The organism is Paraburkholderia sp. RAU2J (assembly GCF_003634845.1).
Taxonomy (GTDB): Bacteria; Pseudomonadota; Gammaproteobacteria; order Burkholderiales; family Burkholderiaceae; genus Paraburkholderia; species Paraburkholderia fynbosensis.
On record NZ_RBXG01000002.1, the window covers coordinates 3,075,658 to 3,096,711 of the forward strand.

General features: G+C 63.1%; 17 protein-coding genes and 1 pseudogene. 14 read left to right on the forward strand and 4 right to left on the reverse strand.

The features are described from left to right. The first annotated feature begins 600 nt into the window (after nucleotides 1–600). The 10 genes from B0G69_RS31395 (at nucleotide 601) to B0G69_RS31440 (ending at nucleotide 12,114) form a co-directional block, all read left to right on the forward strand. The gene (locus B0G69_RS31395) at nucleotides 601–2,973 is read left to right on the forward strand and encodes a bifunctional salicylyl-CoA 5-hydroxylase/oxidoreductase (RefSeq protein WP_121323740.1); all 2,373 of its coding nucleotides are present in this window, start codon (nucleotides 601–603) and stop codon (nucleotides 2,971–2,973) included. A 5-nt stretch (nucleotides 2,974–2,978) separates the two neighbouring features. Next, the gene (locus B0G69_RS31400) at nucleotides 2,979–3,752 is read left to right on the forward strand and encodes an SDR family NAD(P)-dependent oxidoreductase (protein ID WP_121323988.1); all 774 of its coding nucleotides are present in this window, start codon (nucleotides 2,979–2,981) and stop codon (nucleotides 3,750–3,752) included. Then, a complete protein-coding gene (locus tag B0G69_RS31405; RefSeq protein WP_121323741.1) occupies nucleotides 3,749–4,309 on the forward strand; it encodes a MarR family transcriptional regulator in 561 nt (186 codons plus the stop codon). Before B0G69_RS31400 ends, B0G69_RS31405 begins: the two co-directional genes overlap by 4 nt. A 43-nt stretch (nucleotides 4,310–4,352) precedes the next feature. Beyond that, a complete protein-coding gene (locus B0G69_RS31410; RefSeq protein ID WP_121323742.1) occupies nucleotides 4,353–5,204 on the forward strand; it encodes an enoyl-CoA hydratase family protein in 852 nt (283 codons plus the stop codon). Nucleotide 5,205: 1 nt separating this feature from the next. Next, nucleotides 5,206–6,405: an acyl-CoA dehydrogenase family protein gene (locus B0G69_RS31415; RefSeq protein WP_121323743.1), complete on the forward strand. Its 1,200-nt coding sequence runs from the start codon at nucleotides 5,206–5,208 to the stop codon at nucleotides 6,403–6,405. Continuing rightward, on the forward strand, nucleotides 6,405–6,848 hold the full coding sequence (locus B0G69_RS31420; RefSeq protein ID WP_121323989.1) for a thioesterase family protein: 444 nt from the start codon (nucleotides 6,405–6,407) through the stop codon (nucleotides 6,846–6,848). The genes B0G69_RS31415 and B0G69_RS31420 overlap by 1 nt, the downstream gene beginning before the upstream one ends. Further along, nucleotides 6,845–7,240 carry a RidA family protein gene (locus B0G69_RS31425; RefSeq protein ID WP_121323744.1) on the forward strand — a complete coding sequence of 132 codons (396 nt, stop codon included), beginning with the start codon at nucleotides 6,845–6,847 and terminating at the stop codon, nucleotides 7,238–7,240. Before B0G69_RS31420 ends, B0G69_RS31425 begins: the two co-directional genes overlap by 4 nt. Before the next feature lie 79 nt (nucleotides 7,241–7,319). After that, a complete protein-coding gene (locus B0G69_RS31430; RefSeq protein WP_121323745.1) occupies nucleotides 7,320–8,960 on the forward strand; it encodes an AMP-binding protein in 1,641 nt (546 codons plus the stop codon). A 27-nt stretch (nucleotides 8,961–8,987) separates the two neighbouring features. After that, nucleotides 8,988–10,211, forward strand: coding sequence for a dienelactone hydrolase family protein (locus B0G69_RS31435; RefSeq protein WP_121323746.1), 1,224 nt, complete (start codon nucleotides 8,988–8,990; stop codon nucleotides 10,209–10,211). Nucleotides 10,212–10,614: 403 nt separating this feature from the next. After that, nucleotides 10,615–12,114 carry a DHA2 family efflux MFS transporter permease subunit gene (locus B0G69_RS31440; RefSeq protein ID WP_121323747.1) on the forward strand — a complete coding sequence of 500 codons (1,500 nt, stop codon included), beginning with the start codon at nucleotides 10,615–10,617 and terminating at the stop codon, nucleotides 12,112–12,114. Between the two features lie 249 nt (nucleotides 12,115–12,363). Here the strand turns inward: B0G69_RS31440 and B0G69_RS31445 are convergent, their stop codons facing one another. Both B0G69_RS31445 and B0G69_RS31450 read right to left on the reverse strand, forming a co-directional pair. After that, entirely contained in the window at nucleotides 12,364–13,377 is a 1,014-nt protein-coding gene (locus B0G69_RS31445; protein ID WP_121323748.1) for an aldo/keto reductase, read from the reverse strand. Nucleotides 13,378–13,500: 123 nt separating this feature from the next. Next, a complete protein-coding gene (locus B0G69_RS31450; RefSeq protein WP_121323749.1) occupies nucleotides 13,501–14,409 on the reverse strand; it encodes a LysR family transcriptional regulator in 909 nt (302 codons plus the stop codon). A gap of 287 nt (nucleotides 14,410–14,696) precedes the next feature. Here B0G69_RS31450 and B0G69_RS31455 point away from each other — a divergent pair, with 287 nt between their 5' ends. Next, nucleotides 14,697–15,413, forward strand: a complete 717-nt coding sequence (locus B0G69_RS31455) for a carboxymuconolactone decarboxylase family protein (protein ID WP_241991528.1) — start codon at nucleotides 14,697–14,699, stop codon at nucleotides 15,411–15,413. Between the two features lie 75 nt (nucleotides 15,414–15,488). Here B0G69_RS31455 and B0G69_RS42215 read toward each other — a convergent pair whose 3' ends face one another. Both B0G69_RS42215 and B0G69_RS42220 read right to left on the reverse strand, forming a co-directional pair. After that, the gene (locus B0G69_RS42215) at nucleotides 15,489–15,782 is read right to left on the reverse strand and encodes a potassium-transporting ATPase subunit KdpA (protein WP_241991529.1); all 294 of its coding nucleotides are present in this window, start codon (nucleotides 15,780–15,782) and stop codon (nucleotides 15,489–15,491) included. Next, a pseudogene (locus tag B0G69_RS42220) lies at nucleotides 15,761–16,117 on the reverse strand (potassium-transporting ATPase subunit KdpA); the annotation flags it as partial. The pseudogene B0G69_RS42220 and the gene B0G69_RS42215, both read right to left, overlap by 22 nt. Nucleotides 16,118–16,232: 115 nt before the next feature. Between B0G69_RS42220 and B0G69_RS31465 the strand changes: the two are divergent. From B0G69_RS31465 to B0G69_RS31475, 3 genes are all read left to right on the forward strand, one after another. After that, nucleotides 16,233–18,971 (forward strand): glucosidase, encoded by a 2,739-nt coding sequence (locus B0G69_RS31465; protein WP_121323751.1) that lies wholly within the window; start codon nucleotides 16,233–16,235, stop codon nucleotides 18,969–18,971. 10 nt (nucleotides 18,972–18,981) lie between these two features. Then, a complete protein-coding gene (locus B0G69_RS31470) occupies nucleotides 18,982–20,460 on the forward strand; it encodes an alpha-amylase family glycosyl hydrolase (RefSeq protein WP_121323752.1) in 1,479 nt (492 codons plus the stop codon). Between the two features lie 177 nt (nucleotides 20,461–20,637). Further along, nucleotides 20,638–21,054 (forward strand): MFS transporter (locus B0G69_RS31475; RefSeq protein WP_121323753.1); only part of this gene is annotated, 417 nt, incomplete at its 3' end.

A 21,054-nucleotide genomic window follows, 5' to 3' on the forward strand; every position in this document is an offset into this window, starting at 1 on the left:
TGGGGCGGTGGAGTGGCTGCTACTGGAGTCTTGAGGATTATCGACAAGCCGGGAAAAACGGCATCCTTGAACCCGACGCGCGAAATCACCCCCCGCTAATAGTGTCCCGAAAAGTCCAATTTGCCGAAATTTCCCAAGAAAAAGCGGCGGTAAAAAAGCTGCTTTTCAATCGGCGACGGCGACCTCAAATGAAAGCGTCCGAAACCTTGGCGTGCGAGGGTTAGCGGGAGATTTCACCCCCACTTTCGGACGCTTCTATTGAGACGTTTCGGACGCTTTCATTATTTCCGGGCACGGGGGCACCGAACTGCGCTCTCCGACTCCACCGTCACAGACTTCGCTAGATTCCGCGACATCTTGACGCCGCCAATACCGCCTCCCAATCGGCCCGAGTTCCCGATTGAGAAATCCACGAGTCAAACCCAAGCGGAGTCCACATCGTGAAAAATCCATGACGGACTTTATTCTCGCATGACGGACTTTATTCTCTCGGATCAATAGCTGATCGCCTTCCGCCCGGTCCCCACGCAAATTTACTTGACATCTAAACTATCAAAACCTAAATTACCCCAAAGCAGAGTTCACACTGGGGGAACAAGCATGCGCATTGTCTGTATCGGCGGCGGCCCGGCCGGGTTGTACTTCGGCCTGTTGATGAAGAGCCGCAACCCCGATTACGAAGTCACGGTCGTCGAGCGCAACCGTCCCTATGACACTTTCGGCTGGGGCGTCGTGTTCTCCGACCAGACGCTCGGCAACCTGCGCGCCGCCGACGCCCCGAGCGCGGACGCGATCCTCGACGCGTTCAATCACTGGGACGACATCGAGATCCATTTCCGCGGCCGGCAAATCCGCTCGTCGGGTCACGGCTTCTGCGGCATCGGCCGCAAGCGCCTGCTGAACATCCTGCAGGCACGCTGCGAAGAACTCGGCGTCAAGCTGGTATTCGAAACCCAGGTGACGGACGACAACGTCTACGAAGCCGACCTGATCATCGCCTGCGACGGCCTGAACAGCGCGATCCGGCAAAAATACACGGCCACCTATCAGCCGGACATCGACACGCGCGACTGCCGCTTCGTCTGGCTCGGCACCAAAAAACTCTTCGACGCGTTCACCTTCGCCTTCGAAGAAACCGAATTCGGCTGGTTCCAGGCGCACGCCTACCGTTTCGACGATCAGACTTCCACCTTCATCGTCGAGACGCCCGAGCGCGTGTGGCGCGCCGCCGGTCTCGACGAAATGAGCAAGGAAGACAGCATCGCCTTCTGCGAAAAGCTGTTCGCGAAGTACCTCGACGGCCACGCGCTCATGTCGAACGCCGCGCACTTGCGCGGCTCGTCGCAGTGGATCCGTTTTCCGCGCGTGGTCAACGGCGAATGGGTGCATTGGCGCCGCAACGCCGACGGTTCGCAAACGCCGATCGTGCTGATGGGCGACGCCGCGCATACCGCGCACTTCTCGATCGGCTCGGGCACCAAGCTCGCGCTCGAAGACGCGATCGAACTCGCCAACAGCATCGGCGCCCATCCCGGCGATCTGCCCGCCGCGCTGCGGCACTATACGCAAGTGCGCAGCATCGGCGTGCTGCGCATCCAGAACGCCGCGCGCAATTCGACGGAATGGTTCGAGCACGTCGATCGCTATACATCGTTCGAGCCGGAACAGTTCGCGTATTCGCTGCTCACGCGCTCGCAGCGCATTTCGCACGAAAATCTGCGCGAGCGCGACGCGCGCTATCTGTCGGGTTTCGAAGACTGGCTCGCGCAGCGCTCAGGTGTGCAGCGCGCGCCGGACAAGCACTCGGTCCCGCCGATGTTCACGCCGTTCACGCTGCGCGGTGTGACGCTGAAAAACCGCGTAGTGGTCTCACCGATGGCGCAATACTCGGCGGTGGATGGCATCGCTGGCGACTATCACCTGATGCACCTCGGCGCGCGCGCGATGGGCGGCGCCGGGCTCGTGATGACCGAGATGACCTGCGTGTCGCCCGAAGCACGCATCACACCCGCGTGTCCCGGCATGTATGCGCCCGAGCATCTGAGTGCATGGAAGCGCATCGTCGACCTCGTGCATCGTCAGTCGGACGCGAAGATCGGCATTCAACTCGGCCATTCGGGCGCCAAAGGTTCGACGCGCGTCGCGTGGGAAGGCATCGACCAGCCGCTCGCCGAAGGGAATTGGCCGCTCGTTTCGGCTTCGCCGCAACAATATCTGCGCGGCGTCAGCCAGCACTCGCGTGAAGCCACGTATGAAGAGCTGCGCGAAATCGAAGCGCAATTCGTCGACGCGACACGCATGTCGGCGCAAGCCGGCTTCGACTGGCTCGAACTGCACTGCGCGCACGGCTATTTCCTGTCGAGCTTCCTGTCGCCGCTGACCAATCAACGCACCGACGAATACGGCGGCTCGCTCGAAAACCGTTTGCGCTATCCGCTGCAGGTTTTCAAGGCGATCCGCGCGGCATGGCCACAAGACAAGCCGATTTCCGTGCGTATCTCCGCGAACGATTGGGTCGAAGGCGGCACCACGCCGGACGACGCCGTGCAGATCGCCCGTGCCTTCAAGGCAGCCGGCGCGGACATGATCGACGTATCGTCGGGTCAGGTCAGCAAGGAAGAGAAGCCCGTGTACGGCCGCATGTTCCAGACGCCGTTCGCGGACCGCGTGCGCAACGAAGCCGGCATCGCGACGATCGCTGTCGGCGCGATTTCGGAAGCGGATCACGTGAACAGCATCATCGCGGCAGGCCGTGCGGATCTGTGCGCGATTGCGCGCCCGCATCTGGCGAACCCGTCGTGGACGCTGAACGAAGCGGCGAAGATCGGCTACTTCGATGTCGCGTGGCCGAAGCCCTACGCCGCCGCGAAGTCGCAGCTCGAACGCAATCTCGAACGCGAGCGCGCACAGGCCATCGCGAACGCGGGGCTGTCGCCGCAAGAACGCGCGCAACGCGCAGAAGGAACTACGTGAGCCACGTGCATACCCCCCTCTCCCCGCTCGCGGGCCAGCACGCCGTCGTCACCGGTGGCGGCAGCGGCATCGGCGCGGCCATCGCGGAAGCGTTGTTGCGCGCTGGCGCACGTGTCACCTTGGCGGGCCGCAACGTGCAGCGACTCGCCGCGCAGCAGGAAAAATGCAACGCGCTGGGCGACGTGACGTATCTCGCCGTGGACGTGACGCAGGAAGAGTCGGTCGCGAACGCGTTCAGCCAGGCGGGCGCGGTCGATATCCTCGTCAATAACGCGGGCCAGGCGCAAGCCGCGCCGTTCATGCACACCGACATGGCGCTGTGGCAGCGCATGCTCGACGTGAACCTCACCGGTGTCTTTCTTGGCACGCGCGCGGTGTTGCCCGGCATGCTCGAACGCGGACGCGGTCGCATCGTCAACGTCGCGAGCACGGCGGGGCAAATCGGCTACGCGTACGTCGCCGCGTATTGCGCGGCGAAACACGGCGTGATCGGTCTCACGCGCTCGCTCGCGCTCGAAGTCGCGACGAAGGGCATCACGGTCAACGCCGTGTGCCCCGGCTACACGGAAACCGAACTACTGCGCGCGTCGCTCGAACAGATCACCAGCAAGACCTCGCGCACCGAACAGCAGGCGCGCGAAACCTTGCTGCGCTCGAATCCGCAACATCGCTTCGTGAGCCCCGAGCAGGTCGCCAACAGCGTGCTGTGGCTGTGCCAACCCGGCTCCGAGGCCATTACGGGGCAATCCATTTCCATCTCCGGTGGAGAAGTGATGTGACCAAGTCATCGAACGTGAAGAAGCCCGCTGCGGCGGGCGAAACGAAGCCGACGCGCAAAGGCGTGGCCCAACCCGCGGAGAACGTCGTGGACCTCGAAATGAGCACTGGCGTGGACAGTCACATGGGCTTGCGCCTGTGGCTGCGCATGCTGACCACGACGAACCTCGTGCAAGCCGAGTTGCGCAAGCGTCTGCGTAACGAATTCGACACGACGTTGCCGCGTTTCGATCTGATGGCGCAGCTCGAACGTCATCCGGAAGGACTGAAGATGACCGAGCTGTCGCGCCGGTTGATGGTGACGGGCGGCAATGTCACCGGCATTACGGATCAGCTCGAAAAAGAAGGGCTGGTGTCGCGCGATACGGACCCGAACGATCGCCGTTCGATCAGCGTGTGTTTGACGCCTGTCGGCCGCAAGGCGTTCGACAAGATGGCGGCCGCGCACGAGCAATGGGTCGTCGAACTGTTCGGCGGGTTGAGCCTCGATGAAAAGTCGCGCACGCATCAACGGCTTGGGAAACTCAAGCAGCATTTGCTCGACAGTCTGAAAGATTGAATCAGTCTGAAATATCGAAACGTACCGAACCGTAGGAGACACCATGACACGATCCAACGCCGACGCACTGCTGGCCGGCAACCGCCTGACACTCGCCGGCTATGAAGCGCGTCACTTCGGCTGGTCAGTGACCAGCAAGGTCGCGACCATCACGCTGAACCGCCCCGAGCGCAAGAACCCGCTCACCTTCGAATCGTACGCGGAGCTGCGCGACCTGTTCCGGCAACTGGCCTATGCGACCGATGTGAAAGCGGTCGTGATCCACGGCGCGGGTGACAACTTCTGTTCGGGCGGCGACGTGCACGACATCATCGCGCCGCTGATCGATCTGCCGATGCCCGAACTGCTGCTGTTCACGCGCATGACCGGCGATCTCGTCAAGGCGATGCGCCATTGCCCGCAACCCATCATTGCAGCCGTCGACGGCGTCTGCGCCGGCGCCGGCGCAATTCTCGCGATGTCCTCGGACATGCGCCTCGGCACCGCGCGCAGCAAGCTCGCCTTCCTGTTCTCGCGCGTGGGTCTCGCTGGCTGCGACATGGGCGCTTGCGCGATCCTGCCACGCATCATCGGCCAGGGCCGCGCCGCCGAACTACTCTTCACGGGCCGCTCGGCAAGCGGCGATGAAGGCCACGCGTGGGGCTTCTACAACCGCCTGTGCGAACCGGCCGCCCTCGTCGAACAAGCGCAGAAGCTCGCCGCCGATCTCGTCGCCGGTCCGACGTTCGCGCACGGCATCACGAAGAAAATGCTGCACCAGGAATGGAGCATGAGCATCGACGAAGCGATCGAATCGGAAGCGCAGGCGCAGGCGATCTGCATGAGCACACGCGATTTCGAGCGCGCATACAGCGCGTTCGCCGCGAAGTCGCGTCCCGTGTTCGAAGGAGACTGAGTTGAGCGTCGATAACACAATGGATTGGCATAGCGCGCTCGCGTGGCCGTTCTTCGAGCCGCGTCATCGCGAACTGGCCGCCGGCATCGAAGCATGGTGCAGCGCGAATCTCGGACACGAAGATCACGCGGACACCGACGCGACCTGCCGGCGCCTCGTGCGTGAACTCGGTACCGCGGGCTGGTTGAAATACGGCGTAGGCGGTGTCGCCTACGGCGGCCACGGGGACACGATCGATACGCGCGCCGTGTGCTTGCTGCGCGAAACGCTCGCCAAACATTCGGGCCTTGCCGACTTCGCGCTGGCGATGCAGGGCCTCGGCTCGGGCGCGATCTCGCTCGGCGGCACGCATGAACAGAAGGCCCGCTATCTGCCGCGCGTCGCGAACGGCACGGCGCTCGCCGCGTTCGCGCTGTCGGAACCGGAAGCGGGCTCCGACGTCGCCGCGATGGCGCTCTGCGCCCGTGAAGACGGCGACGCCTACGTGCTCGAGGGCGACAAGACGTGGATCTCCAACGGCGGCATTGCAGACTTCTACGTGGTGTTCGCGAGAACCGGCGAAGCGCCGGGCGCGCGCGGCATCAGCGCATTCATCGTCGATGCCGACACACCGGGGCTCGACATTGCCGAACGCATCGACGTGATCGCGCCGCACCCGCTCGCGCGTCTGCATTTTGCAGGCGCTCGCGTGCCGCGCAGCCGGATGCTCGGCGCGCCCGGCGAAGGCTTCAAGCTCGCCATGCGCACGCTGGATATTTTCCGCACGTCGGTCGCCGCCGCATCGCTCGGATTCGCGCGTCACGCGATGGCCGAAGGTCTCGCGCGCGCCGCGTCGCGCAAGATGTTCGGGCAGACGCTCGGCGATTTCCAGCTCACGCAGGCCAAACTCGCGCAGATGGCGTTGACCATCGACAGCAGCGCGTTGCTCGTTTATCGCGCCGCATGGCTGCGCGATCAGGGCGAAAGCGTCACGCGCGAAGCGGCGATGGCGAAGTGGCACGCGAGCGAAGGCGCGCAGCAGGTGATCGACGCCGCCGTGCAGCTGTTCGGCGGCATGGGCGTGCAAAGCGGCACCGCCGTCGAGATGCTGTATCGCGAGATTCGCGCGCTGCGCATTTACGAAGGCGCGACTGAAGTGCAGCAGTTGATCATCGGCCGCGATCTGCTGAAGGCGCATGCTGCCGCCGCGGAGCAACGATGATGACCGCAACCTTCGAGAGGCCCGTGCGCATCCGCTTCTCGCACTGCGACCCGGCGGGCATCGTGTTCTTTCCGCAGTATCTGGTGATGACCAACGCCCTGGTCGAAGACTGGTTCAACGAAGGCCTGCACGTCGACTACGCGCACATGATCGCGCAGCGCCGCGTCGGCTTGCCGATCGTCAAACTCGACTGCGAGTTCTCGCGGCCGAGCCAGATGGGCGAAACGATCACGCTGACCCTTAGTGTGAGCGCGCTCGGCCGGCGCTCGATCAGCATCGACATCGTCGGCCATTGCGGCGGCGAGACCCGCTTTCGCGCGAAGCAGGTACTTGTGACCACGTCGTTCGACAGCGGCAAATCCATCGACATTCCCGCCGACATCGCGAGCGCGCTCGCGAAGTTCGCACCCCAAACCGAATCCATCGAGGCGCATCGCTCATGAAACAGGCTCTCCTTCCCGCTGGCTGGATCAAACCGCGCGGCTACGCGAACGGTGTCGCGGCTCGCGGCACGCAGGTCTTCATCGCCGGACAGATCGGCTGGGACGAACAGGCGACATTCCAGACCACCGACTTCGCCGCGCAAGCTGTTCAGGCGCTCAAGAACGTAGTGGCCGTGCTGCACGAAGCGGGCGGCAAGCCCGAGCACCTCGTGCGAATGACGTGGTACGTCACCGACAAACGCGAGTATCTCGCGGCGCTGAAAGATATCGGCCGCGCGTTTCGCGAGCTGATCGGCGACTACGACATCGCGATGAGCGCGGTGCAGGTCGTCGCGCTGATCGAAGACGAAGCGAAAGTCGAGATCGAAGCGACCGCCGTGATCCCGCAGTAAGCATCGAACGAAAGCAGCCCACGCCACCACTCACGCCAACCGAAGCGCATTTAGCCGGCTCAACGCCCGGGAGACCCAGATGGAACCGTCAGCACACGTCGATACTTTCGCGCGCGACAATCTTCCGCCACAGGACCAATGGCCCGTCTTCCTGCTCGACAATCCGGACGTGGCCTACCCGGCGCGCCTGAACTGCGCGACCGAGCTGCTCGAGCGCACCATCGAAGCGGGCCATCGCGATCGTCCGGCGATCTGGTCCGATGTGGATGGCGCACCGCGCGCCACCACCTATGGCGAACTGCTTGGGCTGGTCAACCGCAGCGCGCACGTGCTGGTCGATGAAATGGGTTTGCGGCCCGGCAACCGCGTGCTGCTGCGCGGGCCCAACACGCTGCAGATGGCCGTCACCGCGCTGGCCGCGCTGAAGGCCGGCCTGGTCGTGGTGCCGACCATGCCCTTGCTGCGTGCGAAGGAACTGAAGCAGATCATCGACAAGGCGCAGATCAGCGCGGCGTTGTGCGACGCGCGCCTGACCGAAGAGCTTGCACGCTGCGCGAATCCTCAGGACGAGTTCTACTGCGCGAACCTGAAGCAAACGCGCCTCTTTCACGATGAGGCCGCCGATTCGCTCGACACCCTTGCGATCAACAAGCCCGAGCACTTCGTCGCATGCGACACCGCCGCCGACGACGTCTGCCTGATCGCCTTCACCAGCGGCACGACCGGCGCGCCGAAAGGCTGCATGCACTTTCACCGTGACGTGCTGGCGATGTGCGATCTGTTCCCACGTCACGTGCTCAAGCCGTCGTCGAGCGATGTGTTTTGCGGCACGCCGCCGCTCGCGTTCACGTTCGGCCTCGGCGGCCTGCTGTGCTTTCCGCTGCGGGTGGGGGCGTCCACGGTGCTGATCGAGAAGCTCACGCCCGAGACCCTGCTGCAAACGGTCGAACGATTTCACGCGACCATCATGTTCACCGCGCCCACCTTCTATCGGCAAATGGCGCCGCTCGTTGCGCGTCATGACTTGTCGAGCCTGAAGAAGACCGTGTCGGCAGGCGAAGCGCTGCCCGATTCCACGCGGCGTCTGTGGCGCGAGGCGAGCGGCATCGACATGATCGACGGCATCGGTGGCACCGAGCTCATCCACATTTTCGTTGCCGCACAGGGCGATGAGATTCGTCCGCACGCAATCGGCCGCGCGGTGCCGGGCTACGTCGTTCAGGCCGTGGATGACGCCATGCAACCGGTGCCTCCCGGCACGATCGGCAAACTCGCGGTGCGCGGCCCGACCGGCTGCCGCTATCTCGCCGACGAGCGGCAAGCGAAGTTCGTGCGCGATGGCTGGAATCTGCCGGGCGATTCGGTGTATCTCGACGCGGACGGCTACGTGTTCTACCAGGCACGCGCCGACGACATGATCGTCTCGGCCGGCTACAACATCTCCGGTCCCGAAGTGGAAAGCGTGCTGCTGCAACACGACGCGGTGGCCGAATGCGGCGTCATAGGCCTGCCGGACGAAACACGCGGACAGATCGTCAAGGCGTTCGTCGTGCTCAACCCGGGCTACACCCCGGATGACAAACTGGTCGCGCAATTGCAGGATTTCGTGAAAAATAGCGTCGCGCCGTATAAATACCCACGCGTCATCACGTTCGTCGATGCGTTGCCGCGTACTGAAACCGGCAAGCTCAAACGCTTCGAGTTGCGCACGATGACGTAACCCCTGACAGGATTGGAGGCATACCGCATGACTGGCTCTTTCATCGAAGTCGTCGCCCAGGATGGCGGCCGTTTCAACGCCTACGTCGCGCGTCCGGCGCAAGGGTCGGGCCCGGGGCTCGTCCTGTTGCAGGAGATCTTCGGCGTCAACGACTCGATGAAGGCCACCGCCGACCGCTACGCCGAAGAAGGCTACGTGGTGCTGGTGCCCGATCTGTTCTGGCGCATCAAGCCGGGCATCGACCTCGGTTATGGTGAAGCCGATATGCAACAGGCGCTCGCCTATCTCGGTCAGTTCAACGTCGACCTCGCTGTCGACGACATCGCCGCGACCATCGCCACATTGCGCGCGCTGCCCGAGCAGGCCGGCAAGGTCGGCACGGTGGGCTACTGCCTCGGCGGCAAGCTCGCGTTCCTGAGCGCGGCGCGCACCGATGTCGATTGCGCGGTCAGCTACTACGGCGTAGGCCTCGACGCGCATCTGGACCAAGTGTCCGCCGTGCGCTGCCCGATGGTGTTCCACTTCCCCGAAAACGACGCGCACTGCCCGCCGCAAACGCGCGAGCAGATCAGCGCCGCCTTGCGCACGCGAGCGCAAATCGAGCAATACGTCTACTCCGGTTGCGATCACGCGTTCGCGGCTCCCGCGCGTGCGCAGTACGACAAACCCGCCGCGATGATGGCGTATTCGCGCACGCTCGCGCTGCTGCGTAAAGTGCTGGGCCCGGTCTACGATCTGAACGCGTTGTGGGAAGCGCACTGCTACCACGAGTTCGCCACGCGCGACGTGGACGCAGTCATGCCGACCATGGTCGCCGAGCCCTACGTCAACCACGTGCCGACGATGACCGGCGGCGTCGGCCATGACCGGCTCAAGCGCTTCTACACCCATCACTTCGTCAACTCGAATCCGCCCGACACGAAGCTGATTCCGATTTCGCGCACGATCGGCGCGGACCGCATCGTCGACGAGTTCATTTTCAGTTGCACGCATAGCTGCGAAATGGACTGGCTGTTGCCGGGCGTCGCGCCGACCGGCAAGTATTTCGAAGTGCCGATGCTGGCGGTGGTGTGCTTCCGTGGCGACAAGCTCTATAACGAGCACATCTATTGGGATCAGGCATCGGTGCTGGTGCAGGTGGGCCTGCTGAATCCCGAGGGACTGCCGGTGGCCGGGATCGAAAGCGCTCGCAAGCTGCTCGATGAAACCTTGCCGTCGAATCGACTGATGGGCAGCAAGGCGCGGGTCTGATTCGTGCGGGGTGGGCATGGGCCACGAGGTGCGACTAGAGTCACACCTCGGCACAACATCCCTATGATCTGATGCTCCACTGTTCAACGCCCATCGACCCATGCTGACCGTCCATCATCTGAACAACTCTCACGCACGGCCGGCCTATCAGCGCGCGCTCGAACGCGGCGGCAGGTACGACATACTCGGCGGCCACTGACGCAGCTCGCGGTTTGCAGACCCGGGGTTTCGTAGTGTGCCGCGAAACGCCCGAGTGCTAGACTCAAAAGCTCATTGCCTTCGACGAATTCGCGCCGCCGGTGTCCAACCGGCGGCGGCATATCCGGCAACGGCTCACATCCCTCGAATCCGCTTGATTCCGCCCCGAAGCGAACCCGCTCGATCGCGGCACAGGAGCGCCCGCATGACTCATCATTCCATTCACGGCAAGCAACGCTGGCTGGCGCTCATCGTGCTATGCCTGGGCGTGTTGATGATCGTGCTCGACACCACCATCGTGAACGTCGCGCTACCGTCCATCGCGGCGGACCTCGGCTTTACCGAAACTTCACTGGTCTGGGTCGTCAACGCCTACATGCTCACGTTCGGCGGCTGCCTGCTGCTGGGCGGACGGCTCGGCGATCTGTATGGACACCGAAAGCTGTTTCTCGGCGGCATTACGCTCTTCACGCTCGCGTCGCTCGCGTGCGGCATGGCGAACTCGCAAATCCTGCTCGTCGCCGCGCGCGCCGTGCAGGGTTTGGGCGGCGCCATCGTTTCGGCGGTGTCGTTGTCGCTGATCATGAATCTGTTCACCGAGCCCGGCGAGCGCGCGAAAGCCATGGGCGTGTACGGCTTCGTCTGCGCGGGCGGCGGCAGCATTGGCGTGCTGCTCGGCGGCCTGCTCACCAACCTGCTGAGCTGGCATTGGATCTTTCTCGTCAACCTGCCGATCGGCATCGCCGTGTACGCACTGTGTGTCGCGCTACTGCCGTCCGCGCGCGGGCATGCTCACGGCGAGCGGCTCGACGTGGCCGGCGCGGTCACGGTCACCGCGTCGCTGATGCTCGCCGTCTACGCGGTCGTCAATGGCAACGAAGCAGGCTGGACCTCGGCGCGGACGCTCGGCTTGCTGTTCGCCGCGCTCGCGTTGATGGGCGCGTTCCTGACGATCGAAGCGCGGGTCCAACATCCGCTGATGCCGCTCGGCCTGTTCCGCCTGCGCAATGTCGCGACAGCGAACATAGTCGGCGTGCTGTGGGCCGCCGCGATGTTCGCGTGGTTCTTCATCTCCGCGCTGTACCTGCAGCGCGTGCTCGGCTACCGGCCGTTGCAGGTCGGGCTCGCGTTTCTGCCCGCCAATCTGATCATGGGATTCTTTTCGCTCGGTCTGTCGGCGCGCGTGGTGATGCGTTTCGGTCTGCGTCGTCCGTTGGCTGTGGGTCTGCTGGTCGCCGCGTGCGGTCTCGCGTGGTTCGCACGCGCGCCGGTCGACGGCAGCTTCGTGCCCGACGTGCTGCCCGGCATGATCCTGCTCGGCTTCGGCGCAGGCATCGCGTTCAATCCGATGCTGCTCGCCGCCATGAGCGACGTCGATCCGGCCGATTCGGGCCTCGCGTCCGGCATCGTCAACACGTCCTTCATGATGGGCGGCGCGCTCGGCCTCGCGGTGCTCGCGAGTCTCGCGGCCGCGCGCAGCGACGCGCTGCAAGCCTCGGCCGGCGCGATAGCGGCGCTCAACAGCGGCTATCACGTGGCGTTTCTGTGCGGGGCGATATTCGCGGCGGCGGCCGGCGTACTCGGCGGCTTGCTACTGCGGCCGGGCCAAGCCGGCGGTGCGGGCGCTCAGGGCGCGCCGGCATCGGCGGAGCCATCGGCGCCTTCGGGCGCGGCGGGCAACGAGGCGGCGACAGAAAACTACTGAGCCGCGCGCCGCAACAAGGGATCACACTCCCTCCGCCAATGCCCCTATTACCTACTATGCCAGTTTGCCGTCACTGCCGGCATTGCCAGATGTCAGCGTCGATGATCTGAAACCCGACAGTGGGTACCGGTCTCCGGACAAAGATCGCGTTGACATCTGGCGGAGGCGCGAGCTGCCCTTTCCTCGTGCGAATACGCGCCGCTACCAAGCCGTTGCAACTCAGGAGCGCCCCGATCACAAGCCCACAGGTCAGCCGATCACACGCCGTCCTTCGACAGGATAGTTCGGGTCTGTATAGCCGGGCGTCGACGCACGGCCCGGGAGCACCAGACTGTCGACGAACTTTTCGTCGTCCGGTCCAAGTTGCAGCGTCAGCGCTTCGAGATAGCTGTCCCAGTGCGCTTCCGTACGCGGGCCTGCGATGGCGGAACTCACGAGCCTGTTCTTCAGCACCCACGCAATCGCGAACGCAATCGACGTCGTACCGCGTTCAGCAGCATGCGCCGCCACTTTCTGCGCAATGGCCAGCGACTCGGGACGCCACTCGGTCTGCTGGATACGCTTGTCGCCGCGTCCGGCGCGGGAGTCGGCGGGCGGCGCGCCGTCGAGCGCATATTTACCCGTGAGCACCCCACGCGCGAGCGGGCTGTAGGGCACCACGCCGATGCCATAGTGTCCGGCCGCGGGCATCAACTCGACTTCCGCCGTGCGATCGACCATGTTGTACACCGGCTCGATCGCCACGGGGCGGTCAATCCCAAGCTGATCGGCAAGACGCACGATCTCCGCGATGCGCCAGGCGCGGAAGTTAGACAGGCCGAAATAACGCACCTTGCCCTCGCGGATCAGATCGCCGATAGCACGCACGCCTTCCTCGAGCGGCGCATCGATGAGCGACCGATGGAAGTAAAGGACATCGATGTAGTCGGTGCCAAGCCGCTTCAGGCTGGCATCGACCGTGTGGAAGATCCACTTGCGCGATTGGCCCTGCTGGTTCGGACGCGCGTCAGCCGAAGCGGGATAGCCGAACTTCGTCGCGACGACCCAATCGTCACGTCGTTGCGCAATCGCACGGCCGACGATTTCTTCGGAGCGCCCGGCGTGATAAACGTCGGCGGTATCCAGGAAGTTCACGCCCTGCTCGTACGCCTTGTCGATCATCCGGCGGGACGTGGCTTCATCCGTTTCGCCGCCGAACATCATCGCGCCCAGGCACAGCGGCGAAACCTTGAGGGCGCTACGGCCGAGATATCGATAGTCCATCATCTTCTCCATGCAGGCCGGGCCTGCGGTTGCTATCGAAAAGATGATAGGCAAATGGCATCTAGCGATAAAGCCCCTAAAACCGCTAAGCTTTATGAATCGCGATCATGAATAAAACAGGCCTTACGGTTTGGTGTCCTGCGGGCGGTAACGCAATGCGTCGATGACAACGGCCATCGCTCGCGAAAACTCCCGCCGGTTGGCGTAATACGCATGCAAGCCGGGGAAAGTCGGACACCAGTCCTCCAGCACCCGGATGAGGCGCCCCGCCGCGACATGAGCCTGAACCAGATCGGCCGGCACATACGCGAGACCGTATCCGGACAGGGCTGCATCGAGCATCTGATAGGTTCCATTGAAGGCAAACTGACCTTCCACCCGCGCCTGAACCGCACGACTGCCCTTTTTCAGTTCCCATGGATAAAAGCCACCGAGAGTTGGCAAACGGAGATTGATGCAGTTATGCGCGGTCAGGTCTTGCGGCTTCCTCGGCAATTCCCGCTCTGCCAGATACCCCGGCGAGCCGACGATCGCCATGGGCATATCCGGCGCAATGCGGACCGCGATCATGTCCTTGGCGACCTGATCGCCGTTGCGAACGCCGATGTCATAACGATCGGCCACGATATCGGACAGGCCGTAGTCCGTCATGATTTCGACCTTGATCTCCGGATACTTGCGCAGGACTTTCGACAAGCGCGGCCACAGGATGGTTTTGGTCGCATAGTCAGTGGCGGTGATGCGAATGGTGCCCGCGGGTTTGTCACGAAACTCGGTCACGGCCGCCAGTTCGGATTCGATCTCTTCGAAACGCGGCGCGACAGTGAGCAGAAGACGCTCGCCCGCCTCGGTCGGCGCGACGCTGCGTGTGGTGCGGGTCAGCAGGCGCAGCCCGAGCCGGGATTCGAGTGAGCGAATGGTGTGGCTCAAAGCGGATTGCGACACGCCCAGCTGCGCCGAGGCCCGCGTAAAACTGCGCTCGCGCGCGACGGCGATGAAGGCGAGCAGGTCGTTATAGTTTTCGCGGCGCATTAATGAACTCGTTTCATAGGTGTTTGCCGATTTTAGCGTCTAGTCGCGACGGGGTGCGAGAGTTAGATTGGTCAATGTCGCGAAACATCGCTCGCGCCAACGTCGCTCAGAAGCGGTTCGTGGCGCGACGGGGCTTCGCAGGCCTGTCAAAAGAGACCTTCGGGCAGAAGGTCGTTTAGCGCTGCCCGCGCGCCGCTGAGGAATGTTCCATGAAAACTGTCGCTCTGGCGATGTTGGTGCTTTCTCTCGGTTTCGCGGGCTGCTCGCCAATCGAAAGGAAACCAGCTATGCAATCCGATTCCCGTTCTCCCGCCAATTTGCTCGCCGGCATGCGAGCGGTATCGCCCGCCCTCGAACGCTACACGACCGAGGTCGTGCTGGGCGATCTGTGGAAGCGTCCCCAACTGTCCGCGCGAGACCGCAGTATCGTCACGCTTTCGGTCCTGATTGCACGCAATCAGAGCGCGGAGATGCCCTATTACCTCGACCTCGCGCTCGACAGCGGCCTCAAACCCAGCGAGATTTCCGAGATCATCACGCATCTGTCGTTCTACTCGGGCTGGGCGAATGCGACGTCGGCGGTGAAGGTGACGAATGCTGTCTTCGAGCGACGCGGCATCACGGCAGCGCAACTTCCGCCCGCCTCCGGCGAGCTTCTCCCGCTCGACGAAGCTGCCGAAGCGCAGCGCGATGAAAGGGTCGCGCAGAACTTCGGCGCCGTGGCGCCGGGCGTCGTCCAGTTCACGCGAGACGCGCTGTTTCTGGACCTCTGGCTGAGGCCCGAACTCGCGCCGCGAGATCGCAGTCTCGTGACCGTCAGCGCGCTCGTTGCCGCGGGTCAGGTTGCGCAACTGACCTATCACCTCAACCGGGCCATGGATAACGGACTGACCCAGGCACAGGCTTCGGAAGTCATGACGCAACTGGCGTTCTATACGGGTTGGCCCAACGTCTTTACCGCACTGCCTGTCGTCAAGGACGTCCTGGAAAAGCGGCCCGGTTAGGCGTTAATACGGAAAACTGATTAATTGCTCGATGGCGGGCTTTGCCTCGCAGATTCAGCACCGACTCGCACTTCGTCAAAGTGGACACACTCCGCCGTCGGGACCTTCCGGCGGCATCAAGCCGATCTCATGGCGTGCGCATAGCGCCGATGGGATCAGCAGCATGCGCAGGATGTGCACGGTGTTGGTCAGCGGCGTCGGGTTTTCAAACGGATGCGCGGCGTTCATGCCGAAGAAGCCACCGCCGTTCGTGCCGAGGTGCTTGATCGACTCGAGACTCGCGATCGGCCCATCAGAATATGTTGTCTGAGGCCTTCGAGTGTCGTGGCCGTCACATCGCTGCCCAGCGTCGGCGGGATGCCCTGCCACACATAGACCAACGCGACGAGCACGGACAGCGGCAGCAACACGCGATAAACGACCCGCGTGAAGTCGACCCAGTAGTCGCCGATATGCGAGGTGTTCCGGCGACTTAGATGTCGCCGTGTTGAAAGCGAGGTCGGGCGTTTGCGACGCACGCTGCAGGGCGTCGAAAGGCAGAAGCTCCTGCACGCGCAGCACCAGATAGCCAGGCAGCACCAGACCCTCGGCTCAATGCCTTGCAAAGAGTTCTGGATTCTTAATAAAAACGACATGCGAATGTCAAACCGGAGCGCAGGCTGAGCTTCCGCAAAAGGCGTGATCGTCGTCGCCCATAAAAGCATCGTCACCGGGCTCGCATCTGCATCGGCACACACTACACTTGGAGACGGATCAACCCGGTTGATCGTCGGCGCGCCGCGTCGAGTCGAGCTTATTCACCCGTCACGGAGGAAGAATATGTGCCCGGTATTCGTCGATGTAGCGGAGCAAAAGCGCCTGAACGACTCGCGTGAGTCGCACGTACCGTGGAAGAAATGGGGCCCCTATCTCAGCGAGCGGCAATGGGGAACGGTACGCGAAGACTACAGTGACAACGGCGATGCCTGGAACTACTTCACACATGACCATTCGCGCTCCCGCGCCTACAAGTGGGGCGAAGACGGGCTAGGCGGACTGTGCGACGACCAGCAGCGGCTATGCTTCGCGCTCGCGTTATGGAACGAGCGCGACCCGATACTGAAGGAGCGGCTCTTCGGCCTCACCAACAGCGAAGGCAATCATGGTGAAGACGTGAAGGAGTATTACTTCTACGTCGACAGTACGCCCACGCATTCGTACATGAAGTACCTCTATAAATATCCGCAGCGGGAATATCCGTACCGCGATCTGGTCGAGACCAACCGGACGCGATCGCGCGAGGAGATGGAATACGAACTGCTCGACACCGGCATCTTCGACGATGACCGCTATTTCGACGTGTTTGTGGAATATGCGAAGGCAGCCCCGGAAGATACCCTCGTGCGGATTACCGTGCACAACCGCGGACCGCAGGCGGCGCGGCTGCAGGTCTTGCCGACGCTCTGGTTCCGCAACACATGGTCGCGGGGCGAGGACGATCGCAAGCCGTCGCTGCACGACGCGGGCGCCGGCGTCATTCAGGCCATCCATCATGATCTGGGCGAATACTGGCTTCATTGCGAAGGCACGCCGCAGACGCTGTTCACCGACAACGAAAGCAATGCGCAACGCCTGTGGAATCAGCCCAACGCTTCGCCCTTCGTGAAGGACGCGTTCCACGACTACGTGATCTCGGGAAAGCGCGACGCCGTCAATCCCGCCGGTACGGGGACCAAGGCCGCGGCCCATTACACCTGCGACGTACCCGGCGGCGGCAGCGCGATCATCCGCTTGCGCCTCGCGCCAACCCGGCTCGACGACGCCTTCGGCGACTTCGAGCAGATCTTCGATAGCCGCCTCGCCGATGCCAACGAGTTCTACGAACGCATTACGCCCAGAGCGCTGACCGAAGATCAGCGGCGGGTGCATCGCCAGGCTTTGGCGGGCATGTTATGGGGCAAGCAGTACTACTACTTCGATCTCGAACTCTGGCTGCGCGAGCACGGCAGTCACCCATTGCTCGACTCCGCACGGCGCGATGTGCGCAACACGGAGTGGTTCCACATGTTGAATGCCGATGTGATCTCCATGCCGGACAAGTGGGAGTATCCGTGGTACGCGGCCTGGGACCTGGCCTTCCATACGATCGCGCTCGCGCAGGTCGATTTCGATTTCGCCAAAGAACAGTTGCTGCTGATGCTGCGCACCCTGTATGTGCATCCGAGCGGCCAGATTCCCGCCTACGAGTGGAACTTCAGCGATGTGAATCCGCCGGTCCACGCCGCCGCCACGCTCTGGCTGTACAAGTACGAGAAAGAACTGGGACGCGCCGACCCGCGTTTCCTGGAGCGCTCGTTCCAGGGGCTGATGCTCAATTTCAACTGGTGGGTGAATCGCAAGGACCCGACAGGCCGCAACGTGTTCGCCGGCGGCTTTCTGGGTCTCGACAACATCGGCGTGTTCGATCGCAGCGCGCAGCTTCCCACCGGCGGATCGCTCGAACAGGCGGACGGGACGGCGTGGATGGCGTTCTATTGCCAGACCATGCTGGAGATGGCCATCAATCTGACCGACTACGACGCACTCTACGAGGAAGTCGCGTTCAAGTTCGTGCAGCATTTCATGTGGATCGCCTACGCGATGGACCGGCGCGGCGAACATGAGGACGAGATGTGGGACGAGCAGGACGGCTTTTTCTATGACCTGCTGCGTCTTCCCGACGGGAAGACGCAGCGCCTGAAGATAAGGTCACTGGTTGGGTTGCTGCCGCTGTGCGCGTCGACGGTATTCGAAGCGCGCTCCCTGACGCGCTATCCGAAGCTGATGGAGCTGATCGCGCAGTTTCGCAAGCGCTACCCCGAGCTGATCGCCCAGGTTGCCCCGACCGACGCCGGTTTCATCGGCTACAACGAACGCAGGCTTCTGTCGATCCTGAACAAACGCAAGCTCGAACGGGTGCTCGCCTACATGCTCGACGAGAAGGAGTTCCTCGGGCCGCACGGCATCCGTTCGCTCTCGCTGTATCACCGGGAACATCCGTACGTGATCCACCTCGGCGGACAGGACTACACGGTGCAGTACCTGCCGGCCGAATCGAATACGGGCATGTTCGGCGGCAACTCCAACTGGCGCGGACCAGTGTGGATGCCGGTCAATCTGTTGATCGTCCGTGCGCTGGTGAACCTGTACAGCTTTTTCGGCGATGACTTCAAGGTCGAATGCCCGACCGGCTCGGGCCAGCACCTGACGCTCTTCGAAGTGGCGCAGGAAATCGTGCGCCGCCTGACGAGCACGTTCCTGCGCGATGCCGACGGCAAACGGCCGGTCTATGGCGGCACGGAGAAATTCCAGAACGATCCGCACTGGCGCGACCTGATCCTGTTCTATGAATATTTTCACGGTGACAACGGCGCGGGACTCGGCGCCAGTCATCAGACGGGCTGGACGGGTCTTGTCGCCCCGATGCTCGACCTGTTCGGGCGCGTCGACGCCAAAACCGTGCTGGAAATCGATCGTGGCCGCGTGATGTCGCAGGTCGTCAGGGAGCAGGTGGGCGGAGAAGACAGCGGCCAGCAATGAGGAAAGCACAATGTCCGACGTACGCTACCCGTCGCTGTACCAGATCAACACACGCGTCTGGCTGACCGAGCTGTCTCGCGCGCTCGGCAGGCGCGCGACGCTCGACGATATTCCGGATGCCGAACTGAATCGCCTCGCCGACCTGGGCTTCGACTGGGTCTGGCTGCTGAGCGTCTGGCAGACCGGCCCGGCGGCTCAGGCGATCTCGCGCGCGCATGCCGGGTGGCGCCGCGAATTCGCCGAGACGCTGCCCGATCTCGCGGACGAAGACATCGCCGGGTCCGGGTTCGCCATCCAGGCCTACACGGTTCATCGCGATCTGGGCGGTGCCGAGGCGCTCGCCCGCTTGCGGCAGCGCATGCAGCAACGCGGCCTGAAGTTGATGCTCGACTTCGTGCCGAATCACATGGCGCCGGACCACGACTGGATCGACACGCATCCGGACTATTTCGTCCCCGGCAGCGAGGCGGACCTGGCTCGCGCGCCGCACAACTATTGCCGGGTGCAGACGAAGAACGGACCGCTGATACTCGCGCACGGCAGGGACCCGTACTTCGACGGATGGCCCGACACGCTGCAGCTCAACTATGGCAATCCGGCGTTGCAGCAGGCGATGATCGACGAGTTGAAAAGAATCGCCGCGCAATGCGACGGCGTGCGTTGCGACATGGCGATGCTGGTTTTGCCCGACGTGTTCGAGCGGACTTGGGGCATCCGCACCGAGCCCTTCTGGCCGAAGGCGGCCGAAGCCGTGCGACGCGAGCATCCGCGCTTCCTGCTCATGGCGGAGGTGTATTGGGATCTCGAATGGACGATGCAGCAGCAGGGTTTCGATTACGCCTACGACAAGCAGTTGTACGACCGCCTGCGCGATGCGCATGCACGACCGGTGCGTGAGCACTTGTACGCCGGGCTCGATTACCAGGACAAACTGGCCCGCTTCCTCGAAAACCACGACGAGCCCCGCACTGCGGCCACCTTCGAACCCGCCATGCATGAGGCAGCGGCCATCATCACGTTTCTTTCGCCCGGTTTGCGCTTCTTCCACCAGGGGCAGTTCGAGGGCCGCAAAAAGCGGATTTCGCCTCATCTGGTGCGCGCGCCGCAAAAACCTGTCGACGCAAGCGTGCAGGAGTTCTATGTGAAGCTGCTGGCGGCGCTGCGGCAGCCGGTCTTCCGGGACGGCACGTGGAGCCTGATCGAACTCGTGCCGGCACGGGATGGCAACTGGACTTCGGATTGCTTTATTGCGTGGTGCTGGCAGCGGGACGACGGTGAACGGCGGCTCGTCGTGGTCAACTACGCCGGTAACGGGAGCCAGTGCTATATCCGGATTCCGTTTGTCGACGTGATCGGCCGCACGGTGCGGCTAAGGGACTTGATGGGATCGGCGAGTTTAGATCGCGACGGTAATGAGCTCGCCACGCGTGGCCTTTATCTGGATCTGCCGCCTTGGGGTTATCACGTCTTCGAGGTGACTGCCACCTAAAGAAAGTTGCGCCGATAACGCAAATGCTATCGGCCCATCCAGTTTCGGCATTGGAGTCGAAACACATCCGCCCGTACACTTGCCATTGAGTACTTACGTAAGCGAGCGTCGCGCAACGTGAGGCAGGCAACCCTAACGATGAATGGCCACTCAAGGCCATCTGGACGGAGACACGCGTTGGACAAACCCACCCTTTCCGTATCGGCCGCCGCGACACAACCCGCTCGCATCGGTTACCGCTGGCATGTACTGTTCTGGCTGCTCGTCGGCGGGATCATCAACTATCTCGATCGTGCAAGCCTGTCGATCGCCGCACCCGGCATGATTCAGGAGCTTGGCCTGACGCGGACCCAGATTGGACTGCTGGGGAGCGTGTTCGCGTGGACCTATGCATTGATGCAACTGCCGGCAGGATGGTTGATCGATCGATTCGGCGCGAAGCGGGCGTACGCGCTCGGCATGATCTGGTGGAGTGTCGCCACCTGGTTGACCGGCGTGGTGGGTTCGATCTCCGCCTTGCTGTTGATGCGCGCGTTGCTTGCCGTGGGCGAGGCACCCTGCTGGCCGACCGCGGCAAAGATCACCGCCGCGTGG